Genomic DNA, 25471 nt, shown 5'->3' on the forward strand with positions numbered 1-25471 from the left:
AGGGCCGGTCCGGCGCCTGGCGGACAACGCGGGCAGCGGCACCGTCTTCGTCGCCGCCCCAGGGCCTCGGCCAGGACGTCACCTTCGTCGACGACCGGACCCGGCCGTTCGAGGCCGGTCCGTACGTCGACACGACCCAGCCCTTCTCCGCCGGTTTCAGCTACGGCGGCGGGATGAGTACGCGCCAGAACAATGCTCGAACCAGTGGGAGCGCTCCCACTGTGAGGGATGCCCCCGGGTCGGTCAAGGGGCTTGAAGAGTCGAACGCCTTGGCCGAGGAATCCGCGCAACTCCTCTTTTCCTTAGCGGTAGTTGGCGCTACGGTCGGTGCCCACCAGTGGGAGCGATTCCGTCAGTCGACGCGCCGGGAGCGGCGCGTCCTCGCTGCGAGGAGTCGCTCATGCGACACTCCCCACGCTTCTCGGCGTTGCTCGCCGGCACGGTGCTCACCCTGGTGAGCGCCGTATCCGCCGTGTCCGCCGCAGCGGGTGCGGGTGCGGATGCCGCCGCACCCTCCGCCTGCTCGGTGGCCTACTCCACGGTCAACCAGTGGGACGGCGGCTTCCAGGCCTCCGTGTCCGTGACCAACAACGGCGCGCCCACCAGTGGTTGGCGCCTCGGCTTCGCCTTCACCGGCGGCCAGCACCTCACCCAGGGCTGGAACGCCACCTGGTCCCAGTCCGGTACCACCGTCACGGCGGTGAACGAGAGTTGGAACACCTCGCTCGGAAGCGGCGAAACCGTCACCCTCGGCCTCATCGCCTCGTGGTCCGGCAGCAATCCCGCGCCGGTCGACTTCAGCCTCAATGGCTCTGCCTGCACGGGTGGTTCGTCCACCACTCCCACCCCCACCCCGACGACGTCGCCGACCACACCGACCCCGACCGGCACACCCACCGGCACACCCACCGGCGCGCCCGAGCTCGGCGTCAGCGGCAACCGCCTGACCGACCCGAGCGGCACCACCCGCCGACTGCTCGGCGTCAACCGCTCCGGCGGCGAGTTCATGTGCGTCCAGGGCCACGGGATCTTCGACGGCCCGGTGGACGACCCCGCGGTCCAGGCGATCGCGGACTGGCGGGCCAACACCGTCCGCATCACGCTCAACGAGGAGTGCTGGCTCGGCCTGGACAACATCCGGCCCGAGTACCGGGGGACCGCGTACGTCGACGCCGTCAAGGCGCTGGTGACCCGGGTCCTCGGGCACGGCATGACCCCCGTGGTCGAACTCCACTGGACGTACGGACAGTACACCGGTCCTTCGGCGGGCTGCTCGGACGTGCACGCCTCCTGCCAGAAGCCGATGCCGGACGCCCGGTACGCCCCGGCCTTCTGGACCTCGGTGGCCGACACCTTCAAGGACGACCGCCGGGTGGTCTTCGACCTGTTCAACGAGCCCTACCCGGACCGGGCCACCGCCACCACCGACCAGGCCTGGGCCTGTTGGCGCGACGGCGGCACCTGCCCGGGCATCGGCTATGAGGTGGCCGGCATGCAGGACCTCGTGGACGCCGTCCGGGCCACCGGCTCGCGCAACGTCGTCCTCGTCCCCGGTATCGCCTACGCGAACGACCTGAGCGGCTGGCTCGCCCACGCCCCGTCGGATCCGAGCGGCCAACTCGCCGCCGCCTGGCACGTGTACAACTTCAACTCGTGTGCCAGCGAGACCTGCTGGACCTCCACCCTGGCTCCGATCGCCGCCCGGGTCCCGCTCGTGGCGGGCGAGATCGGTGAGAACACCTGCGGGCACGCGTTCGTCGACCGCGTCATGAAGTGGTCCGACGACCGCGGGCTCTCCTACCTGGGCTGGACCTGGAACACCTGGGACTGCTCCTCCGGTCCTGCCCTGATCAGCGGTTACGACGGCACTCCCACCGCGTACGGCACCGGGCTGCGCGACCACCTGCGCAGCCTGAACGGACGCTGAGCGAACACCGGGACGCCGCGACACGGGTACGCGCGACACAGAACGCGCGACACACAGGTACACCGACGCACCAGGACACCGATTCACCGAAAGGGACACCCGGATCATGAGCCGCACCCCGCGCACCCCGCGCACCACGCACACCACCGACCCCACCGGCCCCGCCCTCACCAGGCTGCGCAGCAGCCGGACGGCCCTGCTCGCCGCCCTCTCCCTGATCACCGCGAGCGGCGCCACCGCCACCGTGCTGTCCGCCTCCGCGGGCGCCGCCACGGCCGGCTGCCGGGTCGACTACCAGGTCTCCAACCAGTGGAACACCGGCTTCGGCGCCAACGTCGTCGTGACCAACACCGGGGACCCGCTGGCCTCCTGGACCCTGGAGTGGACCTTCGCCGGCGGCCAGCAGGTCACCCAGGGCTGGAACGCCACCATCAGCCAGTCGGGAGCCGCCGTCACCGCCCGGAACGTCTCCTACAACGGCAGCCTGGCGACCGGCGGTTCCACCTCCTTCGGCTTCAACGCCTCCTACAGCGGCGCCAACCCGGTCCCGACCGCCTTCAAGCTCAACGGCGTGCTCTGCGACGGCTCCACCACGACACCCACTCCCACCCCGACGGGCACGCCCACCACCTCGCCCACCGCCACCCCGACCGGCACCCCCACCACCCCGCCCGGCGGCCGCGTCGACAACCCCTACGCCGGCGCGAAGGTCTACGTGAACCCCGAGTGGTCCGCGCACGCCGCCGCCGAGCCCGGCGGCGGCAAGGTCGCCAACCAGCCCACCGGCATCTGGATCGACCGGATCGCCGCCATCACCGGCGCCAACGGCAAGATGGGGCTGCGCGCCCACCTCGACGAGGCGCTGCGCCAGAAGGGCGGCGGCGAACTCGTCGTCCAGCTCGTCATCTACGATCTGCCCGGCCGGGACTGCTCGGCGCTCGCCTCCAACGGCGAGCTCGGCCCGACCGAGATCGGCCGGTACAAGACGGAGTTCATCGACCCGATCGCGGCGATCCTCGCCGACCCGAAGTACGCGGGGCTGCGCATCGTCACCGCAGTGGAGATCGACTCGCTGCCGAACCTGGCCACCAACACCACGCCGCGCGCCACCGCGACCCCCGTGTGCGACGTGATGAAGACCAACGGCAACTACATCACCGGCGTCGGTTACGCGCTCAAGAAGCTGGGCGCCGTGCCCAACGTGTACAACTACGTCGACGCCGGGCACCACGGCTGGCTCGGCTGGGACGACAACTTCGGCGCGTCGGCGGACCTGTTCAAGCAGGCCGCGACGGCCGAGGGCTCGACTCCCGCCAACGTGGCCGGCTTCATCGTCAACACCGCGAACTACAGCGCGCTCAAGGAGAACAACTTCACCATCGACGACAGCGTCAACGGCACCTCCGTCCGCCAGTCCAAGTGGGTCGACTGGAACCGGTACACCGACGAGCTGTCCTACGCGCAGGCGATGCGGGCCAAGCTGGTCTCGATCGGCTTCGACCCGCACCTCGGCATGCTGATCGACACCTCGCGCAACGGCTGGGGGGGCACCGCCCGGCCGTCCGGGCCCGGGCCGAGGACGAGCGTCGACGCGTACGTGGACGGCGGGCGCTACGACCGGCGCTTCCAGACCGGCAACTGGTGCAACCAGGCCGGCGCGGGCCTCGGGGAGCGGCCGCAGGCGGACCCGGCGACGGGCATCGACGCCTACGTCTGGATGAAGCCCCCGGGCGAGTCGGACGGGGCGAGCAAGGAGATCCCGAACAACGACGGCAAGGGCTTCGACCGGATGTGTGACCCGACCTACACCGGCAACCCGCGGAACAACTACAGCATGTCCGGTGCGTTGCCGGACGCGCCGCTGGCCGGGGAGTGGTTCTCCGCCCAGTTCCAGCAGCTGCTGAAGAACGCCTACCCGGCGCTGTAGCACCGAACGCCCGTCGACCGTCGGAGGCCACCGGTGCTCCGGCCGGTCGACGGGCCCTGGCACGACTCTTCAGGACGCCCCTCCGGGAGGGCCTCTCCCCCGGAGGGGCGTCCTCTCAGGAGGACCTCCGCACCACCAGCTCGGTCGGCAGCACCAGACGGGACGGCTCCACGCCGCCCTCGCCGGCGATCTGCCGCAGCAGGATCCCGGCCATCCTGCGGCCCATCTCCTCGATCGGCTGGCGCACGGTGGTCAGCGGCGGGTCGAGATGGCGGGCCACCGGTGAGTCGTCGACGCCGACCAACGCGACGTCACCGGGTACGTCCAGGCCCCTGGCCCGCAGGACGGCGAGGGCGCCCACCGCCATCAGGTCGGAGGCGGCGAACACCGCGTCCAGGTCGGGGCAGCGCGCCAGCAGCTCGCGCATCGCCCGGCGGCCGCCGTCCTCCGTGAAGTCCCCGGTGGCGACGAGGCGTTCGTCCTCGGGCAGGCCGGCCGCCGCCAGCCCCTGACGGTAGCCGGAAAGCCGCCCCTGGGCGGCGTCCATGTCGAGCGGGCCGGTGATGGTGGCGATGCGGCAGCGGCCCCGCCCGGCCAGGTGGTCCACGGCCGAGCGACCGGCCCCCACGTTGTCGGTGTCGACGTACGCCAGCGGCTCCTGCGGCGAGCGGCGCCCGTTGAGCACGGCCGGCAGGCCCAGCGCGCGCACCTGGTCCGGCAGCGGGTCGTCCCGGTGGACCGAGACCAGCAGTACGCCGTCCACCCGCTGGGCGGCGAGGTACTGCTCGAAGCGCTGCCGCTCCTGCTCGGTGCGGATCAGTGTGAGCAGCAACTGCTTGTCCGCTGCGCCCAGTTCGGCGCTCACGCCACGGATGACGTCCAGGAAGTACGGCTCCGCGAAGAGCCGCGCCTCGGTCTCGGGGACGACCAGTGCGACCGCGTCGGTGCGGCTTCCGGCGAGGGCCCGGGCCGCCCGGTCGGGCACGTAGCCGAGCTCCGCGACGGCCCGGGCCACCGCCTCCCTCGCCCGGTCGCTCACCCGCGCCGAACCGTTGATCACCCGGGACACAGTGCCGCGCCCGACACCGGCCAGGGCCGCGACTTCCTCCAGGGTCGGTCTTCCGGTCTGCCGTCCGCTCACCGCCCACGCGCCTTCCGCCGCCGTCGCCGGCCTTCCGCCGCTTGGCTGCGCATCCTAGATCAGCGGCACTGGGCGCCGCCACGGCATGTCCGCGATCGGGAAGTAGCGGCGGCATTCCGACGACGGGGCGACGGAGGGCAGTTCTGTGAGATCCCTTGACAGCGGATCAGCTCAGCAGGAACCTTCCGCGTGTGGCGTGGGAGCGCTCCCACATGTGCCGTCCGCTCGTCGTCAGGAGCAGCCCGTGCCCCTTCCCCCCGGCCACCCGCTCCCCCAGGCCCGGTCCGCCCCGCTCCCCCAGAGCCAGTCCGCCCCGCTGCCCCGGTTCCCGGCCGGTTTCCTCTGGGGCTCGGCCACCTCCGCCTACCAGGTCGAGGGCGCCGCCGCCGAGGACGGCCGCACCGCCTCGATCTGGGACACCTTCTGCCGCACGCCGGGCAGAGTGTTCCGGGGCCACACCGGCGAGGTCGCGGTCGACCACTACCACCGCTTCCGCGAGGACGTCCGGCTGATGGCCGAACTCGGGCTGACCGCCTACCGCTTCTCCGTCTCCTGGCCGCGCGTGCGGCCCACCGGCCACGGCCCGGCCTCCCAGCGCGGCCTGGACTTCTACCGTCGCCTCGCCGACGAGCTGCTCGCCGCCGGGATCACCCCCGTCGCCACCCTCTACCACTGGGACCTCCCGCAGGAGCTGGAGTCGGCGGGCGGCTGGCCCGAGCGCACCACCGCCGAGCGGTTCGCCGAGTACGCCGCGCTGACGGGCGAGGCCCTCGGCGACCGGATCGGCCAGTGGACCACCCTCAACGAGCCCTGGTGCAGCGCCTTCCTCGGCTACGGGTCCGGCGTCCACGCGCCGGGCCGTACCGACCCGGTGTCCGCCCTGCGCGCCGCCCACCACCTCAACCTCGGCCACGGCCTGGCCGTCACGGCGCTGCGCGGCGTGCTGCCCGCCGACGCGCAGCTGTCCGTCTCGCTCAACCTGCACGTGCTGCGCCCGCTGACCGCGTCCGACGCCGACCGGGACGCGGTGCGCCGGATCGACGCCGTCGGCAACCGGGTCTTCCTCGGCCCGATGCTGAACGGCGGCTACCCCGAGGACCTGCTGGCGGACACGGCCCACCTCACCGACTGGTCCTTCGTCCGGGCCGACGACGAGAAGGAGAGCCACCAGCCGCTGGACTGGCTGGGCGTCAACTACTACACGCCCACCGTCGTCTCCGCGAGCGCCGATGGCACCGCCCCCGCCCGCGAGGACGGCCACGGCGGCGGGACGGCCTCGCCCTGGCCGGGCGCGGACCGGGTCGGCTTCCACCCGGCGCCGGGCGCACGGACCGCGATGGGGTGGGCCGTCGACCCCTCCGGCCTTCACCAGCTGCTGACCGACCTCGCCCGTCGCCATCCGGACCTGCCCCTGATCATCACCGAGAACGGCGCGGCGTACGAGGACGAGGTCGGCGCGGACGGCACGGTCGACGACCCGGAGCGCACCGCCTACCTCCACGCCCACCTGGCCGCCGCCCACCGCGCCCTGGCCGACGGCGCGGACGTGCGCGGCTACTTCGCGTGGTCGCTGCTGGACAACTTCGAGTGGGCGTACGGCTACGACAAGCGCTTCGGCCTGGTCCGCGTCGACGACGCCACCCTGGCCCGCACCCCCAAGGCCAGCGCCCGCTGGTACGCCCGGGTGGCCCGCAGCGGCGAACTGCACCCGCCGTCGGCACCACCGGCCGATGGTGCCGCACCGACCGAGGGTGCCGCCCGCCCCACGGAGCGCGACCACCCGTGAGCCGCCCCCGGCCGTCGCGCCGGTCAGCCGAGCCACACGATGTCGATCACGTGCAGCCGCCCGGCGAGGCGGTTGACCAGGTAGACGACGGTGAGCGCGCCGATGGCGGCGGTGCGCAGGTCCTCGCCCTCGGGGTCGGTGGTGTCCCACGCCGGCCACCCCCAGGGAGTGCGGGAGGCGATGTCGAGGACGTCGCGAACCGTCTCCCGGCCGTGCGGGGGCAGCGCGGCGAGGACCTTCGCGGCCTGCGGGGAGAGGCGGGCGGGCCAGGGCCGGTCGGTCACTCGCGGTTCCACCACCCCTCGGCCCTCGTCGCGGACCCCCATTCTCCCCGGGCGGAGACGGCCGGCGCCGGGAAATCGGCGAACCGCTCGCCGCTGCGACTACCAGCGGCTGTCCGGGCGGGTCAGGACGACGAAGTGGAGGTCGGGCCGGCCGCCCGGGCTGAGGACCTGGGCGATCGCCTCGACGGGTTCGGCCGCGATGTGCGGCAGGCGCAGCCGGAAGCGTCCGCCGTCACGGTTGGCGACCACGCAGGCGCGCCCCGCCCAGAGCCGCCGGCAGACCGGGTCCCGCAGCACGTCGGTGAGGAGGGCGACCAGTGACTCGTCGCCCGGGTAGCGGGCGAGGGCGAAGCGGATCATCGCCAGGGTCATCCGCGCCTCCCAGTTCCAGTCGTGGACCTGCTCGCGGGCCTCCGGGTCGGTGAGCGCCCAGCGGGCGAAGTTGGCGCCGGGCCGGGTCATCCACGGGAACCACTCGGCCGCGGCGGCGTTGTGGCCGACGATGTTCCAGGCGCGGTCGGACAGGTAGGCCGGCCGCGGCATCTGGCGGTCGACCAGCTCCTGGAGGGAGCGCAGGTCCTCCGGCCGCTCCGGGCCGGCGGACGGGGTGCCGCCCATCGCGTAGAGGTAGAGGGTCGCGCGTTCGTCGGCGTCGAGCAGCAGCACGTCGGCGAGCAGGGCGAGTACGCGGGGATCGAAGCGGGCGGTCCCGCCGCGTTCCAGGTCGCGGTACCAGCGCTCGCTCATGCCGAGTCCGGTGGCGACGGTCATCTGAGGGAGCGGCTTGCCCAGACCGAGTCTCTGCCCGGCGCGGCCGCGCCAGTCGCGCAACAGGCTGGCGAGCCCGGGGAGTTCGGCGGTGGCCGACTCCTCGTCGTCGAGGGGGATGGGGACGTGCAGTGCCTCGCGCAGCACCATGCTCTACTCCGGGTCCGTGTCCTGCATTCGACGGTGGGGTCCCGAGGGACGTGTCGAATCCCGGGCAGCCCGGAAGACCGGAACACCGGAGGCGCCGAACGGGCGGACCGCTGAGCGGTCGACCCCGGCCGACGATGACAAGTCCCTCTTCTGAACGGCTTGTTCAGCGGGACGACCGACATCGGAAGGGCAGGCCGGGGGCGGCCGTTGCGAAGTGCTGCAGCATGTCTCCCACCCCCGAGTGTGCCCGCGTGCTCACCGGCACGCTCGGGGGCGACTCTACCTGTCTGGTTGTACGCAATCAACCAACGGAGAGTGACATCAGCCGGTCAGCGCCTCCGTGGGGGTGTCCTCGGGCCCTGCAGGGGTGCGCGCCGCGAGCACGGTGACGGCGGTGGCGCCCGCGAACAGGGCGGCGAGCAGGATCCAGCCGCCGGCCCCGGCCGGCAGCAGCACGCCGGTCGCCAGGAACGGCCCGACGATCAGCTGCGCGCTCATCCCCGTGCTGAAGAGGGACAGGTAGCGGGACCGGCCCGCCGGGGGCGACAGCTCGTAGGAGATCTCCCAGCGCGAGATCGCGTGCAGGTTCTCCCCCACGGTCAGCAGGACGACCGCGACCACCGCGGCGGCCAGCGCCAGCCCCCTGCCCCTGCCGTCGGCGAAGGCGAAGAACGCGCAGGCCAGGACGAGGAAGAGGCAGGCGGTCCGGAGCATCCGCAGCGCCTTGGCGAGCCCCTGGGCGAGCCGGGCCACCGACAGCTGGAGCACCACGGTCAGCACGGTGTTGACCGCCAGCAGGCCCGAGCTGGCGCTGGCCGGCAGCCCGGCGCGTTCCACCACCCAGAGCGGCAGCAGGATGAAGAGCACGCAGTCGTGCAGCATCAGGACGGCATTGGCGGCGGTGACCAGCAGGAACCGCCGGTCGCGGTAGGGCGACCCGTCACCCCCGGCACCCGCGTTCGCCTCCGCGGCCGGAGCTGCGGCGTCCCCGCCGGGCGCCTCCGCGCCCCCGGCGACCCGACCGGCCCGCACCACGGCGAGGGCCACCGCGGCGAAGGCCACCGCGTTGAAGAGGAACAGCGCGACGAAGGCGGCCCTGGAGTGGGCGGCCTGCACCAGTGCGGCGAGCAGGAAGCCGGCGGTGAGGCCGATGTTGGTGATGGCCCGCAGCGAGGCCATCGTCCTCGTCCGCTCGGCGGCTCCCTCGAACTCGCCGACGATCACCTGGAGCAGCGGTGAGCAGGCCCGGGCGGCGGCGATGATCAGACAGGTGACGACCAGGTAGCCGGCGTAGCTGCCGACCAGCGCGTACCCGATGAAGCCGGCGCCCCGGACCAGGGTCAGCGCCACGTACACCGGCCGGGCGCCGAGCCGGTCCGCCAGCGGGCCGAAGACCAGCGGGCTGAGCAGGCCGACGATGTTGGCGGCGGCGATCGCGGTGCCGACGGCGACCGCGGTGATGTCCAGGTAGCGGACGAAGTAGAGCGTCGCGGTGGCCAGGTAGAGGCCGTTGGCGACCGCGTCGACGGTGGTGCCCGCGGCCATGATCCGGCCCTGCCGGGACGCGGGCAGCAGGGTGGCGGTCAGACGCCCCAGCAGGCCGGCGGCCCGGGGCGGGGTGGCGGTGGTGGTCACTCCGGCTCCACGGTGAAGCGGACCGAGTCGGCCAGTTCGCGGGCGAGCTTGCGGGCCTGGTCGGGCGTGTCGGCACCGACGACGAGGGCGCCCACCCGGTTCCCGGAGGTGCGCAGCGGCCGGACGGTGTCGCCGGGCGCGACGGCGAGGTCGGCGAGGAGCACGTCGGGGTGTCCCGCGGCCTCGGCCCAGCCGTCGATCGCGACGACCCGGCCGGGCGGCGGGGTGAGGAAGCGGACCGCGGCGGCCCGCACGGGCCGCAGGGCGACCCGGTCCGGCAGGGGCCGCCCGAGCAGGTCGTCGTAGATGAGGCCGTACAGCTCCAGGCCGGGGACGGCGTGGGCGAGCATCCGGTGGATCCAGTCGCCGCCGAACCGCCCGTGCACCTCGCCCAGCACCACGCCGTCCGGGCTGAGCCAGAGCTCGACGTGGAAGCCGCCGGAGCGCAGGCCCAGAACGGTGAGCGCCTGCGCGACCTGCTGCTCGATCTCCTGACGTGTCGCCTCGGGGAGTTCGGCGGGCAGGATGTGGCCGACCTCGACGAAGAACGGCGGCTCCACCTTCTCCTTCTCGGTCACCGCGAGGACCACCGGCGCGCCCTCGAGGAACAGTCCCTCCACGCTGTACTCCGCGCCCTGGACGAACTCCTCGACGAGGAACGGCCCTTCGCCGGGCAGCAGCGCGACGGCCGCCGGCAGGTCGGCCGGGCCGGTGATCCGGCTGACGCCGGTGCTCCCCATCGCGTCGCGGGGCTTGACGATCCACGGGCCGGTGGAGGCGCGGAGGAAGGCCTCGGCCTCGGCCGGGTCGGCGCAGAGCCGGACGGCGGGCTGGCGGAACCCGGCGGCGGCGAGCGCCTCCCGGCAGGCGTCCTTGGTCCGCACCCGGCGGACGGCCTCCGGCGGGTTCCCCGGCAGCCCAAGGGCGTCGGCGGTCTCGGCGGCGGCGACCTGGGCCATCTCCTGGAGGGCCAGGACGGCGTCGAAGCGCTCGCCGGCCTCGGCCCGGGTGCGGGCCCAGGCGGCGCTCTGGCCGGGGAGGGCGAAGTCGACCGCGGAGACGGCGCCGGCGCGCCGGGTGACGGCCGGGGTGGCGGCCAGGACGGCCTCCTGGTTGGTCAGGTGGGTCCGGAGCCCCCGGCTGTGGGCCTGGTCCAGGGCGAGCTCCGCCATGTCGAGGCCGAGCGGGACCGCCCGGACCCCGCCGACCAGTAGCAGCTTCGCGGGGGTGGGATCTGCGGGCATTCGAGGGCTCCTTGCATCAGGGGTGGGTGGGGTGGGGTTTGAGCGGCGGCTCGGCCTGCGGGTCCGAACCGGAGGGCGGAGGGCGGAGGGCGGGGGTCCGAGGGAACGACGGGTGGGACGGGAGGCGGGACGCCCCACCGCGGGAGGCGAGATGGCCGCACCGCGGGAGGCGAGATGGCCGCACCGCGGGAGGCGGGATGGCCGCACCGGGGCCTGAGGGGACGCCGGGCCACGAGGGCGCCCCGCCGGGGGACGGCCCGGCGGAGCGCACCTCGCTGCGGCGGGTCAGGCGGCCCGGTCCGCCACCGCCTCCTCCGGTGCGCCGTCGAGCTCGACGAGGACCTGCTCGGCGGCCACGAGGTCCCGCACCGCGCAGCGGATCCCCGTCACGACGCCGGAGAAGGGGGCGAGGATGCGGTTCTCCATCTTCATCGCCTCGACGATGACGAGGGCGTCCCCCTCCTCGACCCGGTCGCCGACCTCGCAGAGCAGCCCGACGACCGTGCCCGGCATCTGCGAGGTCACCGTGGTGTCGGCGGCCCCGCCTGCTCCGGCGGCGAAGCTCTGCCCGGCGAGTGCCACCCGGTGCCCGTCGACGGCGATCTCCCAGCCGGTGGCGGTGCGCAGGCCGGTCCAGTGGGCGTCGCCCACGGCGCCCTGGACGAGCCCGGCGTGGCCGGGCACCGCCGCGGAGGTGACGGTGAACCGGCTGCCCTCCACCTGGACGTCGACGGTGGCACCGCGGCGGGCGAGCAGGCCGGCGTCGAGCGTCCGGCCGCCGTGCCGCAGCACGATCCGGCCGAGCGGGGCGAGCGGGTCCAGCCGGAGCCGGTCGAACGGGCCGACGGCGCCATGCCACGGCGAGGCCGGGGCTTCCCCGAGGGGCGGCAGCTGCATGGCCGCCGCGCAGGCGGCCGCGGCCGGGACACGGTCCCCGCGGCCCGCGGGCGCGGACGGGGACGGGGCGGCGGCCTCGGCGTCCCCGAGCCCGGCGGGGGCCGCCGCGGCGGCGGTGAGGGCGTCGACCAGATGGGTGTCCATCCGCCCCGCCACCACCGCCGGCGCCTGGAGCAGCTCGGCGAGGAAGCCGAGGTTGGTGGTCAGACCGGGCAGCGCGGTGCCGCGGACGGCGGCGAGCAGTCGGCGCAGCGCGGCCGGGCGGTCCGGGCCGCGGGCGACCAGCTTGGCGAACATCGGGTCGTAGAACGGCGGGACGTCTGCTCCGGTCCCGAAGGCCGGCGCCGCCCCGCCGTGGAACGGGGCCGGCGTTCCGGCCACGGGCTCGGCTCCGCCGGCCGAGGGACCGTCGGCGGGCGGGCCGCCGTACGCCGAGGAGGTGTCGTCGAACGCCGCCTCCACCCGGACCCCGGCCGGCCAGCGGACGGCGGACGCCCGGCCCGGTGCGGGCCGGAAGCCGTGTGCCGGGTCCTCGGCGTAGACGCGGACCTCGACGGCGTGCCCGGTGGCGGTGATCTCGTCCTGGGCGAGCGGCAGCCGCTGCCCGTCGGCGACCAGGAGCTGCCACTCGACGAGGTCGACCCCGGTGATCTCCTCGGTGACCGGGTGCTCGACCTGCAGCCGGGTGTTGACCTCCAGGAAGTAGAACCGCTCCTCGGCGTCGAGGATGAACTCGAAGGTGCCGGCGTTGACGTAGCCCAGCGACCGGGCACCGCGGACGGCGGCCGCCAGCAGCTCCTCCCGGACGGTGGCGGAGAGGTTGGCGGCCGGGGCCTCCTCGACGATCTTCTGGTGGCGCCGCTGCAGCGAGCACTCCCGCTCGTAGAGGTGCACCACGTCGCCGTGCCGGTCGCCGAAGACCTGCACCTCCAGGTGGCGCGGGTGCTCCACGTACCGCTCGACCAGCAGCCGCCCGTCGCCGAAGCTGCTGCGACCCAGGCGGACGGCCTCGGCCACCGCGTCGGGCAGGTCGGCGGCGGCGCGGACGACGCGCATGCCCTTGCCGCCCCCGCCGGCGACGGGCTTGAGCATCACCGGGTAGCCGATCCGCTCGGCGTCGGCGAGGATCTCCTCCGCCGATTCGGTGGCGGTCTCGGAGCCGGGGAGGACGGGGACGCCGGCGGCGGCCATCAGCGCCCGGGCGGTCGCCTTGTCGCCCATCGCGGTGATCATCTCGGCGTCCGGCCCGATCCAGACCAGGCCGGCCCCGGCGACCGCGGCGGCGAAGCCGGGGTGCTCGGAGAGGAACCCGTAACCGGGGTGGACGGCGTCGCAGCCGGTCCGCACGGCGGCGTCGACCAGGGCACCGACGTTCAGGTAACTGTCGGCCGCCGCCGCGGGGCCGATCCGCACCTGCTCGACGGCACCGGCCAGATGGGCGGAGTGGCGGTCGGCGTCGGAGTGCACGGCGACGTACTCGATGCCGAGTCGGCGGCAGGTGCGGGCGATCCGCCGGGCGATCTCGCCGCGGTTGGCGATCAGGACACGCTTGATCATTTCCGTCATCACATCCTGAACACGCCGAAGCGTGTCTCCTGCTTGGGGGCGTCGGCGGACATGGCCAGGCAGAGCGCCAGCCATTCGCGGGTCTCGGTCGGGTCCACCACGGCGTCCACCCACATCCGGGCGGCGTAGTAGAGCGGGTGGGACTGGCGCTCGTAGGTCTCGATGATCGGGCGCTTGATCGACTCCTCCTCCTCGGCGGAGAGGACCTTGCCCTCCTTGGCCAGCTGGTCGCCGCGGATCAGCGCCATCACCGTCGCGGTCTGCTCGGCACCGACCACGGTGGACTTGGCGCTCGGCCACATCGCCATCAGCCGCGGGCCCATCGAGCGACCGCACATGGCGAGGTTGCCCGCGCCGTAGCTGCCGCCGATCACCAGGCTGAACTTGGGGACCTTCGCGGTGGAGACCGCGTTCACCAGCTTGGCGCCGTGCTTGGCGATGCCGTCGGCCTCGTACTCGGCACCGACCATGAAGCCGTTGATGTTGTGCAGGAAGAGCAGCGGGATGTCGCGCTGGGTGCAGAGCTCGATGAAGTTGGCGGCCTTCTGGGCGCTCTCCGGGAAGAGCACCCCGTCGTTGATCAGCACCCCGACCGGGTAGCCGCCGATGTGGCCGGTGCCGCAGACGATGGTCGGGCCGTACCGCGCCCGGTACTCGGTGAACTCGCTGCCGTCCAGCAGCCGGGCCAGGATGTCCCGGGCGGGGATGTGCTCGCGGAGGCTGGCGCTGACGATGCCGGGCAGCTCGGCCGGGTCGTACAGCGGCGGCCGCGGGGCCTGCGGCGGGGGAGCCGGCGCCGGGCGGGCGTCGCGCGCCATGATCTCCCGGACGATCGCCAGCGCGTGCTCGTCGTTCTCCGCGAGGTGGTCGGCCACCCCGCTGACCCGGGTGTGCAGATCGGCGCCGCCCAGCGTCTCGGCGTCCACCATCTCGCCGGTGGCCGCCCGCACCAGTTGCGGGCCGCCGAGGAAGACCGTGCCGGTGCCGCGCACGATCACCGTCTCGTCGCACATCGACGGGATGTACGCGCCGCCGGCCGTGCAGCTGCCCATGACCGCGGCGATCTGCGGCAGGCCGAGCGCGGAGAGCTCGGCGATGTTCCGGAACATCCGGCCGAGGTGGTGCTCGCCGGGGAACAGGTGCTCCTGCAGCGGCAGGTAGACCCCGCCGGAGTCCACCAGGTAGATGCACGGGAGGCCGTTCTCCCGGGCCACCAGCTGGGCACGCAGCTGCTTCTCCACGGTCAGCGGGAAGTAGCTGCCGCCCTTGACGGTGGCGTCGTTGGCGAACACCACCGCGGGGCGGCCGCTCACCACGCCGATGCCGGTGACCAGGCCCGCCGAGGGCACGTGCTCGTCGTAGACCTCGTGCCCGGCGAGCTGGCCCAGCTCCATGAACGGCGTGCCCGGGTCGAGCAGCTGGTAGACGCGCTGGCGGGCCGTCAGCTTGCCGCGCTCGGTGTGGCGCCGGCGCGAGCGCTCGTCGCCGCCGGCGACGGCGGCGGCCCGGGCTCGGGCGATGGTCTGCCGCTTCTCGTCGAAGGCCTCGGTGTTGCGGCGGAACGCCTCGGAAGTGGTGTCGACGTGGGAGCGCAGGGCCGTCATCGTGCCTGTCCCCGGGTCGGGCCGGCCAGGACCGGCGCGCTCGGGCCGTCGGCGCTCGGGCCGTCGGCGCCCGGGCTGTTGACGCTCGGGCTGTTGACGCTCGGGCTGTTGACGCTCGGGCTGTTGACGCTCAGACCCTCCGCGCGCAGGCCCTCCGCGAGCGCTCCGCAGAAGTCGCGGATCTCCGCCTCGGCCATGTTGGCGCGCAGCATCAGCCGCAGGCCGGCCTTGCCTCGGCCGATCACCGGGAAGAAGATCGGCGAGGTGTAGTAGCCGCGCTGCAGCAGCTCGCCGGCGAGCCGGATGGTGGCCTCCTCCGAGCCGATGTCGACGAAGCGGATCGGCAGGCCGTCCCCGCTGAACGAGGTCTCCACCAGGGAGTCGAAGAGCGCGACGTTGTCCTGGAGCCGCAGCTGAAGCTCCTTCAGCTCCGCGGTGCGGTGCAGCTCGGCGGAGGCCAGGATCGCCCCGAGCCCGGCGGTGTTGATCCGCTGCGACCACATCAGCGGACCGCCGTTGCGCAGCGCGGTGTCGCGGAGCCGCTGGGAGCCGTTGGGGCCGAGGAAGATCGCCCCGCCCGAGGCGCCGAAGCCCTTGTTGAGCGAGGTGATGATCAGCGTGCGGTCGTTCATCCCGCCGTTCGCCGCCATCGCCTCCAGGACCGCGCCGCGGCCGCGCTCGCCCACCGTGGAGACGCCGTGCGCCTCGTCGAAGAAGAGGAAGAGCCCGTACTTCTCCTGCAGGCGCAGCAGTTCGGGGATGGGCGCGGCGCCGCCGGTGCTGTAGACGCCGTCGGCGACGTAGGCGACCTGCGGGTGCTTGCGGCAGAGGTCCTCCAGGGCGTCCACGTCGTTGTGCGCGATGGTGACGATCTCGGCCTCGTCGGCCACGGCCGGCTTCAGTGCGTTCAGGCAGAAGTGCGCGTTCTTGTCGAAGACCATGAGCGGCGGGGTGTCGCCGGTCAGCAGGCCGGAGGCGAGCAGCGGCAGGCTCGCCCAGGCGGCGGCCGCGCAGGAAGCCACGGTCAGGGCCTCGACGTCGAACAGCTCCGAGAGCGCCGTCTCCGCCTCGCGCAGCGAGCCGAACCGGATCCGCATCCGGGACGTCGAACTGTTGAGCGCGCCCTCGGCGAGCACCGCGTCGGCGGCCGCCTGCACGATCCGCGGGTGGGTGTCCAGGCCGAGGTAGGAGTACGAGGACATGTTCACGAACTCGTGGCCGTCCGCCAGCGCCCGGTGCCGGCCGTCACCGAGGCCGGACACCACGATGTCGAACATCCCGGCCCCGGCGGTCACCTCCCAGAAGTCGTGGCTGATCCGCGCGGACTTCTTGATGTTCATGTATGAGTGCACGCCACGTTCCTTGTTATTTCGGCACGGAAATTCCGGGCCCGCTGGCCGGCCCGATCGGAATTCGCGAATTCCGGGCTACCGGCAGGTGCCCGCAGAACCGTCCAGAGTACGTACGGAAACCACGGCCGGACCGATGCCCGAGCAGGCCGGGCAGGCCGACGTCGACCGAGCGGGAGGGCATCGGCGGCGGTGCGCAGAACGGTCCCGGCCTCGATCCGGTGAATTCCTGAACCGTCGGCGGCACCGGCCCCGGAGCCTCTCCCGACAATCCGGGGAGCTGCTCGCCCCGGCGATTGAAAGAATTCAATACACCTGGGCGACTGTCAACCGGAAACTATTTGCCGCTTCGCAAAACCGGACAGACCGTCATGCGCCGGTCGCACCGGAAGTTATTTGCCGGTCGGCAGGCATTGACGTCCGGCGGCCGGGCGGATATTCCGGCGACGGGGTCGGATCGGCGTCAGGGCACGCCGCTCGGACGAAGGCGGGGCGGGCGGCGAAGCGGCGGCCGGCCGCGATCACGAGGAGGAGCGGACACGCACCCCGGTCCCTCCGACGACCCGCGTCACACCTGACCCTCGGGCGCCGCGGCACCGCCGGGAGCGGGTCGGTGCCGCGGACGCGCCGCGGAGTGGCCTACGCTCGGCAGTGCGGAGGAGGCGCCGGCAACCGGCCTGCCGCTCTGACGGCGCTGCCTGCCCTCCGCCCAGTTCGCGACCCACTCCCGGTGCCCGCGCACCAAGCTGACGGAACGGGGCGGCCGTGCGGCACGACGCAGTCGAGGTCGAAGTGGTCATCACCGTGCCCAACCAGGGAATCGGGCTCTGGATGCTCGGGGCGTTCATCCTGACCTTCGCGGGCACCCGGGCCATCACCAGGATGATCCGGGCGGGCCGCGGGCCGTTCCGCGACGTGAGCGTCGGCGGCACCCACCTGCACCACGAGGTGTACGGCATCATCGGAATGCTGGTGTCGGGCGCGATCGAGTTCGCCTACCGGCCGGACAGTCCCGGCGTACAGGTCCTGGCGGTGATGTTCGGCGCCGGTGCCGCCCTGACGCTCGACGAGTTCGCGCTCTGGCTGCACCTGGAGGACGTCTACTGGAGCAGCGAGGGCCGCAAGTCGGTCGACGCGACGTTCCTGGCGGTGGCGGTCGGCCTGCTGCTGGTCGCCGGCTTCAACCCGTTCTCCGACGTCGGCTCGGGCACCGCCAACCACCTCGCCTTCGCCGTGCTCATGTTGGTGAACGTCGCGTTCTGCGTCTGCGCGATCCTCAAGGGCAAGACGGCCGTCGGCGTGATCGGGCTGCTCGTCCCCCTGGTCTCCGTGGTCGCCTCCGTCCGCCTGGCCAAGCCGTCCTCCCCGTGGGCCCGTTGGCGCTATCCGCCGGGCTCGCGCCGGGCGGAGCGCGCCGCCCGCCGTTACCCGCCGGACCGCCGCACCTGGATCGACGCGCTGAAGGACGCCGTGGGCGGCACGCCACACCGCTGACGCTCCGCCGCCTCGGCGGGTCGGCGGGTCGGCGGCAGCGAACGGATCGGCGGCAGCGAACCGATCGGCGGCACCGACGGATCGACGGCTCGGTCGTCGTGGTGCGGGGCGGCGAGCGGTTCCCGACGGGAGACTGGTGGCGTGGACGGCACCCCTGGAGACGACGGTCGTCACCCACGACGGCTGGACGGACGGCACGACGGACGCACCGCCGTCGTGGTCGGCGCCGGTCCGAACGGGCTGGCCGCGGCCGTCCGGCTGGCCCGGGCCGGCCTCAGCGTCACCGTGCTGGAGGCCGCCGACGAGATCGGTGGTGGTGCCCGCAGCGGGGAGGCGATCATCCCCGGGCTGCTGCACGACCACTGCTCCGCCGTCCACCTGATCACCGTCGGTTCCACCTTCCTGGGTGGGCTCGGCCTGGACCGCTACGGCCTGCGGTGGCGCCTTCCGGAGATCGACTGCGTCCACCCGCTCGACGACGGCACCGCCGGCGTCCTGCGCCGTTCCGTCGACGAGACCGCGGCCGGGCTCGGCGCCGACGGCCCGCGCTGGCGGCGGCTGCTCGCCGCACCCGCCGCGGGCTACGAGGAGCTCGCCGCGGACATCATGCGCCCGCTGCTGCACCTCCCACGCCATCCGCTGCGCCTCGCCCGTTTCGGCGCCACGGCCGTGCTGCCGGCCTCGGTCCTGGCCCGGGCCTTCGCCGGGGAACGGGCCCGCGCCCTGTTCGGCGGCGTCGCGGCCCACGCCTTCCGGCCGCTGGACCGGCCGCTCACGGCGAGCATCGGCCTCGGCATCCTGGCCGCCGGCCACCGGTACGGCTGGGCAGTGGCCGAGGGCGGATCGGGCTCGATCACCCGGGCCCTGGCCGCGCTGCTCGCGGACCTCGGTGGCACGGTGGAGACCGGCCGGCGGATCCGCTCGGCCGCCGAGCTCCCGCCCGCGGACATCACCATGCTCGACCTGGCACCCGGTGCCGTGGCCGACGTCCTCGGCGACCGCCTGCCACCGCGCGTGGCCCGCGCCTACCGGAGGTTCCGCCACGGGCCGGGTGCCTTCAAGGTCGACTTCGCGGTGGCCGGCGGCGTCCCGTGGACCGCCGAAGCCGCGCGGCGCTCGGGCGTGGTGCACCTCGGCGGGACGTTCGAGGAGGTCGCCGCCGCCGAGCGGGAGGTGTGCGCCGGGCGGATGCCGCAGCGGCCGTTCGTCCTGGTGGGCCAGCAGTACCTGGCCGACCCGCAGCGTTCCGTCGGCGACGTCCACCCCGTGTGGAGCTACGCCCACGTGCCGCACGGGTACGACGGCGACGCCACCGAGACGATCACCGCCCAGATCGAACGGTTCGCCCCCGGGTTCCGGGACCGGATCGTCGGCCGCGCCGTGCGCACCACCGCCGCCTTCGCCGCCGACAACCCCAACTTCGTCGGCGGGGACATCATGACCGGCGCCAAGGACGTCCCGCAGGTGGTCTTCGGTCCCCGCGTCACCCTCCGCCCCTACGCCACCGGCGTCCCCGGCCACTACCTCTGCTCCGCGGCCACCCCGCCCGGCCCCGGCGTCCACGGCATGTGCGGCGCCAACGCCGCCGAGGCCGCACTTCGCGACCTCGGCGGGCGCCGCGGCGGTCGCGGAGCCGGCGGGGGCGGGTAGCGCACCCGGGGTGTCCTGCAGTGGCGGGCGCGCACCGGGGAACGGAGAATCTTTGGTGGTTGTGGACGTGGCCGGCGACGCCGGACGCGGTCCCGGTCGCGGATGGCACCGGCGGAGGTGACATGACCGATCCGCAGATGATCCTCGGGCAGGCGCGCTACGGTCCCGTACCGGAGAACTGGCGGGTCTTCACCAAGCGGCGCGGAAAGCTCTCCGGCTTCCTGCACGGGACGTCGCACGATCCGGACCCGTTGCTGGTCATCACCCCCGAGGGCGCCGTCGAGTACGCCAACGAGCACAAGCCGCCGGCGATCGTGGCCTTCCGCGAGCTTGCCGGCATCGAGCTGCAGGTCCGTGGTCAGAGCTCCTCCGACAGTTCGATGGTGAGCATCTCCGTCTGGATCGACCTGTACTACCGCGACGGCCGGAAGGCGAAGTGGCGGTCCGCCTCCTTCGCGAGCGACATGCGGGCGGTGCAGGGCTTCATCGAGGCATGGGGCGCCTACCGGGCCTTCAGCGGCCGCTGATCCGGCGCCCATGGGGGACGCAACGGCGGCGCGGAACGCAGGTGGCGCCCGGCTTCCGAAAGCCGGGCGCCACCCAGGACTCACCGTACTTCAGCAGTCTTCGGCCTATTCCTCGTCGATCGGACGCACGAACTCCAGCGTCCAGGTCTCCTGGAAGTCGGGCTGGGGCGGCGTGAACTCGATCTGCGACCCGCGGTGGCCGGCACGCATGGCGAGCCCCTTCTCCGAGATCACCTTGACGCCGCCCAGAACGGCCTCGAAGGTGAACTTCGCCCACTCGGCGCGCGGGACGCTGTTGACGTAGAGCTTGTCCTCGGCGAGGACGAGCCCCGCAGTCTCGTGGGCGGCCAGCCGGGCGACGTAGGGCGCCCCCGGGACCTGCTCGGTGGGCTCAATCACCCATTCCTGCTCGATCGGGAGGGGGTTGAGGCGGTCGACGATGACGGGGGCGCCGTGCTTGACGGCGTACTCGGTCGCGGTCACCACCGCACCCGGGCCGATGATGTGAGCGTGAATCTTGTAGATGCCGGGCTTGACCGGGATCGGAGGCATGGCGGCTCCCTCTGGTTCGACGTGACGCGTGGTCGGTGCTTCGTGAGCCAACTTCACCACACATTCCCGAGCGGGCGCGCAAAGAAACTCCCCCGGTTGAGCATGACTCGAACCGTTCGCTTGAATTTGCGAGTCACTTCATTCGAATGACAAGAAGTGCATTCGACATTGTGTGGAATTTCGGTTCCCGGCCCGCTCCCGAGAGACCCGGCGGAGCCGGCCTCTCGGGAGTTCCGGGCAACTGCTCCGCCGGTGGCGCTCGTGGCCCGGAGTCGCGGGGCGGTGTTCAGGTGGGCCGGTCCGAGCCGTGCTCACACCCGCGCGCTTCGCGGCGGCGCCGGGGTGGGGCGAGGCCGCGGGTGCGGCGCGTGTCCGGGACCGGCAGCGGCCGGCCCGCGGTTGCGGCGCGGAGCATCCGCCCCCGATCCGCCTCACGGAGCAGATCGGCCTCGTGCAGCTTGTGGAACTCGTAGTGCAACATGACGGTGGTTCTCCCGGACGGGTGTGCTTGCGCCCTCCACCCTCCCGGTTCGACCGACCCACCGGCATGAGGCAGCCGCCCCGACCCGGTCCCGGCCCCCACCCGGGGCCTCGGCCCCGCAACGGCCGCACCCCGGGGCCCGTCGTCACGGCTGTCCGCTGTGTGGAAGCGGTCCGTCACGCGACGGCCCTCCCGGAGCCGGGTGGCGCCACGGGTGGGGAGGGCGGCGGAAGGGCGTGGCAGCGGGGGCGGCGCAGTGCGGGAGGAGGGTGACGTCCAGGACGGCCGGCCGGACGGCGATGAGCGCGGCCGGGCGGCGTGCGGGAGGCCGTCTCGACAGGGCGGCCGATGGGAGTGCGGACGGCAGAAGAGTCGAGCGCCCCGCACGCGGGGTGCGGGGCGCCCCCCGGCCGCCACCATGTTGGGAGTGTGGTGCGCGGCGGTGGCCGGGTGCCTCGGGGTGACCCGGACGGGTCACGTCGGCCGCGGGCCGGCCCTCACGGGCACGGCCGGCGCGGGACCGGGGGACTCAAGAGTGGTCGCTGGTACTGCTGGCTCGACCGCAGTCGGTCCGACCGCAGTTGCTCAGACCACAGCAGATCGACTCGACGCCGAGCGGACGGCGCTCGACGACGTCGGTGATGACGAGGTCCACGAGGGCCTGGGCGCCCTGCATGGCTTCAGCCTTCCGTCGGTGTCGGCCGAGTTGCCGACGGGAAGAAATCTGCCTGGTTGCCGCGGCGGGCACCTGGGTTGCACAACCCCGGTTTCTCCATCGGTCGTCGGGCTTGCTGGGGGCCGCGCCCGCAGCGGAGTGGGCCGCGGGCCCTCGGGCGGCGACGCTGCCGCAGGCGGCGGGTGGAGGACGGCCGGTCGACGCAGCTCCGGCGCCCCCCGGAGTGGGCGGTGGACGGCGCACGCGGGAACTGCCGGCCGTCGGTCGCCGGGGCGCGGCGACCGACGGAACGCCGCGGTCGGCGACCGGCCGGGTCGGCAGGCGGCGCACGCGTCTCCGGCGGGGAGCGGACGCGCGAGAATTCTGGGGGCCTTTCCCCCATGTACGGGCGGCGGGTCCGTGGAACCGTACCGGGCGTGGAAAGGCAGCAGGCAATCGACGACGTGGCACCGCCCGCGCCCGGCTGGTGGACCCGTGGCCTGCGGCCGGCGGAGGCCGTGAGCGCTCCCGTGCGCGGCGTGGGCGGGACCGCACCTGTGGTGGCGCCCCGGCCTGCGGGTGCGGAGCAGCCCGTCGGTGCGGGCGCCGCGATGCCGCTCAGCGAGGCCCAGTGGCCGGCCTGGGCGCAGTACGCCGAGCGGGCGCTCGCCGCTGCGCCCCGGTCCGCCGCCTGCCCGGCCGCGGCCGGATTGCCGTGGGAGGAGGCCTTCGGGCTCGTCTGTGCGCCCTTCACCGAGGTGGCCGGCGAGCGGTTCGCCCACGCCCTCGCCCTCGCCGCCCCCCGCCTGCCCGCCGACGCCGCGCTGCTGAAGCGCGCCTTCGCCACCCGGCTGACCGCCCGGCTCACCCGGCTGGCCGCGCGCTGCCTCGTCGCCGAGCTGGCCGCCGCCCGCGACCGGGGCGAACTGACGGGCCCCACCCCGGAAGAGCGCTTCGCCGCCTTCGTCCGCAACACCGCGGGACGCGCCGGGCTGACGCAGTTGCTGACCCGCTATCCGGTCCTCGCCCGGCTCCTCGCCCAGGCCTGTCGGCAATCGGCGGACGCCGAGTCCGAGCTGGTCCGCCGGCTGGCCGACGACCGCGCGCGGATCGTCACCGAGCTGCTCGGCGGCCGGGATCCGGGCCGGCTCACCGCGGTGGACGCTACCGGCGACGCCCACCGGGGCGGCCGCGCCGTCGCCGTCCTGCACTTCGCCGACGGCACGCGCGTCGTGTACAAGCCGCGCCCGGTGGCCGCCCATCGGCACTTCAACGCGTTGCTGGCGTGGGTCGGTGCCGCGCTGCCCGAGGTCGCGCCGCGGGCCCTGCGCCTGCTGGACCGCGGCACGCACGGATGGGTGGAGTACGCCGAGGCCATGCCCTGCCGGACCCCTGCGCAGGTAGAACTGTTCTACCGGCGCCTGGGCGTGCTCACGGCCGTGCTGCACGCGCTCAACGCCACCGACATGCACTGCGAGAACCTGATCGCCTGCGCGGACCAGCCCGTCCTGATCGACCTGGAGACGCTCTTCCACCCGGTGACGGCCGCTCCCCCGGACTCGGACGGCTCCACGGACGGCGCATCGGCCGGGGCGACGGACGGGGCGACGGACGGGGCGACGGGCGGCGCTCATGAGGCCGACCCGGCGCAGCGCGCCCTGGACCACAGCGTGCTCCGGATCTCCCTGCTGCCCACCCTCGTGTACGGCCCCGACGGCGGCTGGGACGTGTCGGGCCTGGGCGGCGGCCGCGGTGGCGAACTCCCGCTGGTGACCGCCGGCTGGGCAGCGCCCGGGACCGACCGGATGCACCTGGTCCGCCGCCCCGCCCGGTTCGCCGAGGCCGCCAACCGGCCGGTGCTGGACGGCACCGCGGCGGATCCGGCCCGCTACGCCGACTCCCTGGTCGCCGGCTTCCGCGCCGGGTACGACCTGATCACCGAGCGACGCGCCGAACTCACCGCCCCCGGGGGCCTGGTACGCGCCTTCGCCGACGCCGAGCTGCGCGTCGTCCTGCGCCCCACCCGGTTGTACGGCGTCCTGCTGGACGAGCTCACCGACCCCGGGCTGCTCCACGATGCCGCCGAGCGCGACCGGGCGCTCGACGGACTGGAGTCCGTGCCGGCGCGCGGCGGCGCGGGCCTGCGGCCCGGGCCGCACGAGCGGGCCGACCTCTGGGCCGGTGACGTGCCGCTGTTCACCCACCGCCCGCGCGAGCGTGCCGTCCACGGCGGTCCGGCGATCGGCGAGCGGGCCGACGCACGGGCCCTCGTGACGGACGGCGCGCGGGCCGACGCGCAGGCCCTCGTGACGAACGGCGCGCGGGCCGACGCGCAGGCCCTCGTGACGAACGGCGCGCGGGCGGGCGAGCTCGCCGCACCCGCCCTCGACCAGGTCCTCGCCAAGATCGCCGGGATGGGGGCGGTGGACCGCTACGACCAGGAGTGGATCATCCGCGCCGCGCTGGCGACCGGTGCCCCCGCACCCGATACCGCCACGCTCCCCGCACCCGGCGCCGCCTTCTCCGCCACCGCCGTCGCCACCGACGGGCGGGCAACACCGTCGCCGGAGCAGCTGGTCACCGCCGCCCGGAACCTCGCCGACACCGTCCTCGCCGGTGCCTTCCCCGACGAACGGCGCGTCAACTGGCTTGGCCCCCAGCAGGTCCGCCCCGGGCAGTGGGCGGTCCTGCCGCTCGGCGCCGCGCTCGCCGGTGGCTACACCGGCACCGCCGTCTTCCTGGCCCAGCTCGCCGACCTCACCGACGCCGACCGGTACGCCGAGGCCGCCCGCCGCGCCGTCACCGCGCTGCCCGGCCTGGTGGACCACCTCGCCGCACGGCCGGACCTGCGGGCGGCCGTCGGCTGCGGCGCCGCGCACGGCCTGGGCGGACTCGCCTACGCGCTGACGCACCTCGCCGCCCTGTTGGCGGACCGGGATCTCGCCGCCCTGATCGAACCCGCCGTCACCCTCGCCGTCCACACCGCCGAGCGGACCGAGGACCTCACCGTGGCCGGCGGCCTGGCCGGTTGTCTGGCCGCCCTGGACGCCGTCCACCGGCACACCGCGCTGCCGGCCGCCGCCCGGGGCGCCGCGCTCTGCGCCGAGCGCCTCACGGCGGCCGCGCCCGCCACGCTGCCCGCCGGATTCGCGCACGGCGCCCACGGCGTGGGCTGGGCGCTCGCCCGCCACGTCCGCGAGCTCGTCGACCCCACCGGGGCGACCGGAACGACCGGGCACGCCGCGCTGATCACCGCCGCCCGGCTGCTGGCGCAGCCCGTGGACCTCGCCGACCATTCCTGGAGCCACGGCCTGGCCGGCGCCGCGTTCGCCGTCGCCGACACGCTGGACGCCGCCGACGCGGTGGGCACGGTGGGCACGGTGGGCACCGCCAGCGACTCGGACGCCGCCGGCGCCTTGGACGGCCCGGGCCCGTTCGGCCGGGACCTCCGACGTCCCGACCTGCTGCGCGCCGTCCGCACCGCCGCCGACGCCGGTCCGCTGCCCGACCACAGCCTCGCCCGCGGCGAGACCGGCCGGCTCGAACTCCTCGCCGCCGCCGCACGGGCGGGCCTTCCCGGTGCCCGGCAGGCACTCGCCGACCACACCGGCCGCCTCCTCGTCCGGCTCGGCCGCGGCGGTCCCCGGTGCGCGGTGCCCGCGGGCACCGACTCGCCCGACCTCATGAACGGCCTGGCCGGCATCGGCCACGGCCTGCTCAGACGTGCAGACGCAGGCCGGGTGCCATCCCTGGCAGCGCTGCAACCACCGCGCAGCCGGTAGCCGTACCACGGCCGCCGACGGCGCACGACACCACTAGAGCGACCGGCACCAC

General features: G+C 74.1%; 17 protein-coding genes. 7 read left to right on the forward strand and 10 right to left on the reverse strand.

The window, feature by feature from the left end; all coding sequences use genetic code 11:
- The first annotated feature begins 400 nt into the window (after positions 1 to 400).
- Complete coding sequence (locus MCM47_RS35610; RefSeq protein ID WP_238951158.1) at positions 401 to 1927, forward strand: cellulose binding domain-containing protein; 1527 nt, start codon at positions 401 to 403, stop codon at positions 1925 to 1927.
- Positions 1928 to 2033: 106 nt separating this feature from the next.
- Positions 2034 to 3854 (forward strand): glycoside hydrolase family 6 protein, encoded by a 1821-nt coding sequence (locus MCM47_RS35615; protein ID WP_305068064.1) that lies wholly within the window; start codon positions 2034 to 2036, stop codon positions 3852 to 3854.
- Between the two features lie 115 nt (positions 3855 to 3969).
- Here the strand turns inward: MCM47_RS35615 and MCM47_RS35620 are convergent, their stop codons facing one another.
- Positions 3970 to 4995, reverse strand: coding sequence for a LacI family DNA-binding transcriptional regulator (locus tag MCM47_RS35620; RefSeq protein WP_238951159.1), 1026 nt, complete (start codon positions 4993 to 4995; stop codon positions 3970 to 3972).
- A 316-nt stretch (positions 4996 to 5311) separates the two neighbouring features.
- Here MCM47_RS35620 and MCM47_RS35625 point away from each other — a divergent pair, with 316 nt between their 5' ends.
- Entirely contained in the window at positions 5312 to 6781 is a 1470-nt protein-coding gene (locus MCM47_RS35625) for a GH1 family beta-glucosidase (protein ID WP_238951203.1), read from the forward strand.
- A gap of 23 nt (positions 6782 to 6804) precedes the next feature.
- Here MCM47_RS35625 and MCM47_RS35630 read toward each other — a convergent pair whose 3' ends face one another.
- The 7 genes from MCM47_RS35630 to MCM47_RS35660 all read right to left on the reverse strand — a co-directional run bounded on the left by MCM47_RS35630 (position 6805) and on the right by MCM47_RS35660 (position 16281).
- A complete protein-coding gene (locus MCM47_RS35630) occupies positions 6805 to 7065 on the reverse strand; it encodes a hypothetical protein (protein WP_238951160.1) in 261 nt (86 codons plus the stop codon).
- A gap of 99 nt (positions 7066 to 7164) precedes the next feature.
- Entirely contained in the window at positions 7165 to 7983 is an 819-nt protein-coding gene (locus MCM47_RS35635; protein WP_238951161.1) for a helix-turn-helix domain-containing protein, read from the reverse strand.
- 321 nt (positions 7984 to 8304) lie between these two features.
- Positions 8305 to 9618, reverse strand: coding sequence for an MFS transporter (locus MCM47_RS35640; protein ID WP_238951162.1), 1314 nt, complete (start codon positions 9616 to 9618; stop codon positions 8305 to 8307).
- Positions 9615 to 10862, reverse strand: a complete 1248-nt coding sequence (locus MCM47_RS35645) for an ATP-grasp domain-containing protein (protein WP_238951163.1) — start codon at positions 10860 to 10862, stop codon at positions 9615 to 9617. Before MCM47_RS35645 ends, MCM47_RS35640 begins: the two co-directional genes overlap by 4 nt.
- 285 nt (positions 10863 to 11147) lie before the next feature.
- Entirely contained in the window at positions 11148 to 13316 is a 2169-nt protein-coding gene (locus MCM47_RS35650) for a biotin carboxylase N-terminal domain-containing protein (RefSeq protein ID WP_238951164.1), read from the reverse strand.
- An 8-nt stretch (positions 13317 to 13324) separates the two neighbouring features.
- Entirely contained in the window at positions 13325 to 14929 is a 1605-nt protein-coding gene (locus tag MCM47_RS35655) for a carboxyl transferase domain-containing protein (RefSeq protein WP_238951165.1), read from the reverse strand.
- Positions 14926 to 16281, reverse strand: a complete 1356-nt coding sequence (locus MCM47_RS35660; RefSeq protein WP_238951166.1) for an aminotransferase class I/II-fold pyridoxal phosphate-dependent enzyme — start codon at positions 16279 to 16281, stop codon at positions 14926 to 14928. The genes MCM47_RS35655 and MCM47_RS35660 overlap by 4 nt, the downstream gene beginning before the upstream one ends.
- Positions 16282 to 17043: 762 nt before the next feature.
- On the opposite strand from MCM47_RS35660, the gene MCM47_RS35665 reads away from it, so the two are divergent.
- The 3 genes from MCM47_RS35665 (at position 17044) to MCM47_RS35675 (ending at position 19949) form a co-directional block, all read left to right on the forward strand.
- Positions 17044 to 17772 carry a hypothetical protein gene (locus tag MCM47_RS35665; RefSeq protein WP_238951167.1) on the forward strand — a complete coding sequence of 243 codons (729 nt, stop codon included), beginning with the start codon at positions 17044 to 17046 and terminating at the stop codon, positions 17770 to 17772.
- A 216-nt stretch (positions 17773 to 17988) separates the two neighbouring features.
- The gene (locus tag MCM47_RS35670) at positions 17989 to 19422 is read left to right on the forward strand and encodes an NAD(P)/FAD-dependent oxidoreductase (protein WP_238951204.1); all 1434 of its coding nucleotides are present in this window, start codon (positions 17989 to 17991) and stop codon (positions 19420 to 19422) included.
- A gap of 122 nt (positions 19423 to 19544) precedes the next feature.
- Positions 19545 to 19949 (forward strand): hypothetical protein, encoded by a 405-nt coding sequence (locus MCM47_RS35675; RefSeq protein WP_238951168.1) that lies wholly within the window; start codon positions 19545 to 19547, stop codon positions 19947 to 19949.
- A 105-nt stretch (positions 19950 to 20054) separates the two neighbouring features.
- Here MCM47_RS35675 and MCM47_RS35680 read toward each other — a convergent pair whose 3' ends face one another.
- Together MCM47_RS35680 and MCM47_RS35685 are read right to left on the reverse strand one after the other, a co-directional pair.
- Complete coding sequence (locus tag MCM47_RS35680; RefSeq protein ID WP_238951169.1) at positions 20055 to 20501, reverse strand: hypothetical protein; 447 nt, start codon at positions 20499 to 20501, stop codon at positions 20055 to 20057.
- A 1010-nt stretch (positions 20502 to 21511) separates the two neighbouring features.
- Complete coding sequence (locus MCM47_RS35685; RefSeq protein ID WP_238951170.1) at positions 21512 to 21658, reverse strand: hypothetical protein; 147 nt, start codon at positions 21656 to 21658, stop codon at positions 21512 to 21514.
- A gap of 416 nt (positions 21659 to 22074) precedes the next feature.
- Here MCM47_RS35685 and MCM47_RS42060 point away from each other — a divergent pair, with 416 nt between their 5' ends.
- Positions 22075 to 25419 carry a type 2 lanthipeptide synthetase LanM family protein gene (locus MCM47_RS42060; protein ID WP_308222588.1) on the forward strand — a complete coding sequence of 1115 codons (3345 nt, stop codon included), beginning with the start codon at positions 22075 to 22077 and terminating at the stop codon, positions 25417 to 25419.
- The last annotated feature ends 52 nt before the right edge of the window (positions 25420 to 25471 follow it).

This window comes from Kitasatospora sp. A2-31, assembly GCF_022288725.1.
Classification (GTDB): Bacteria; Actinomycetota; Actinomycetes; order Streptomycetales; family Streptomycetaceae; genus Kitasatospora.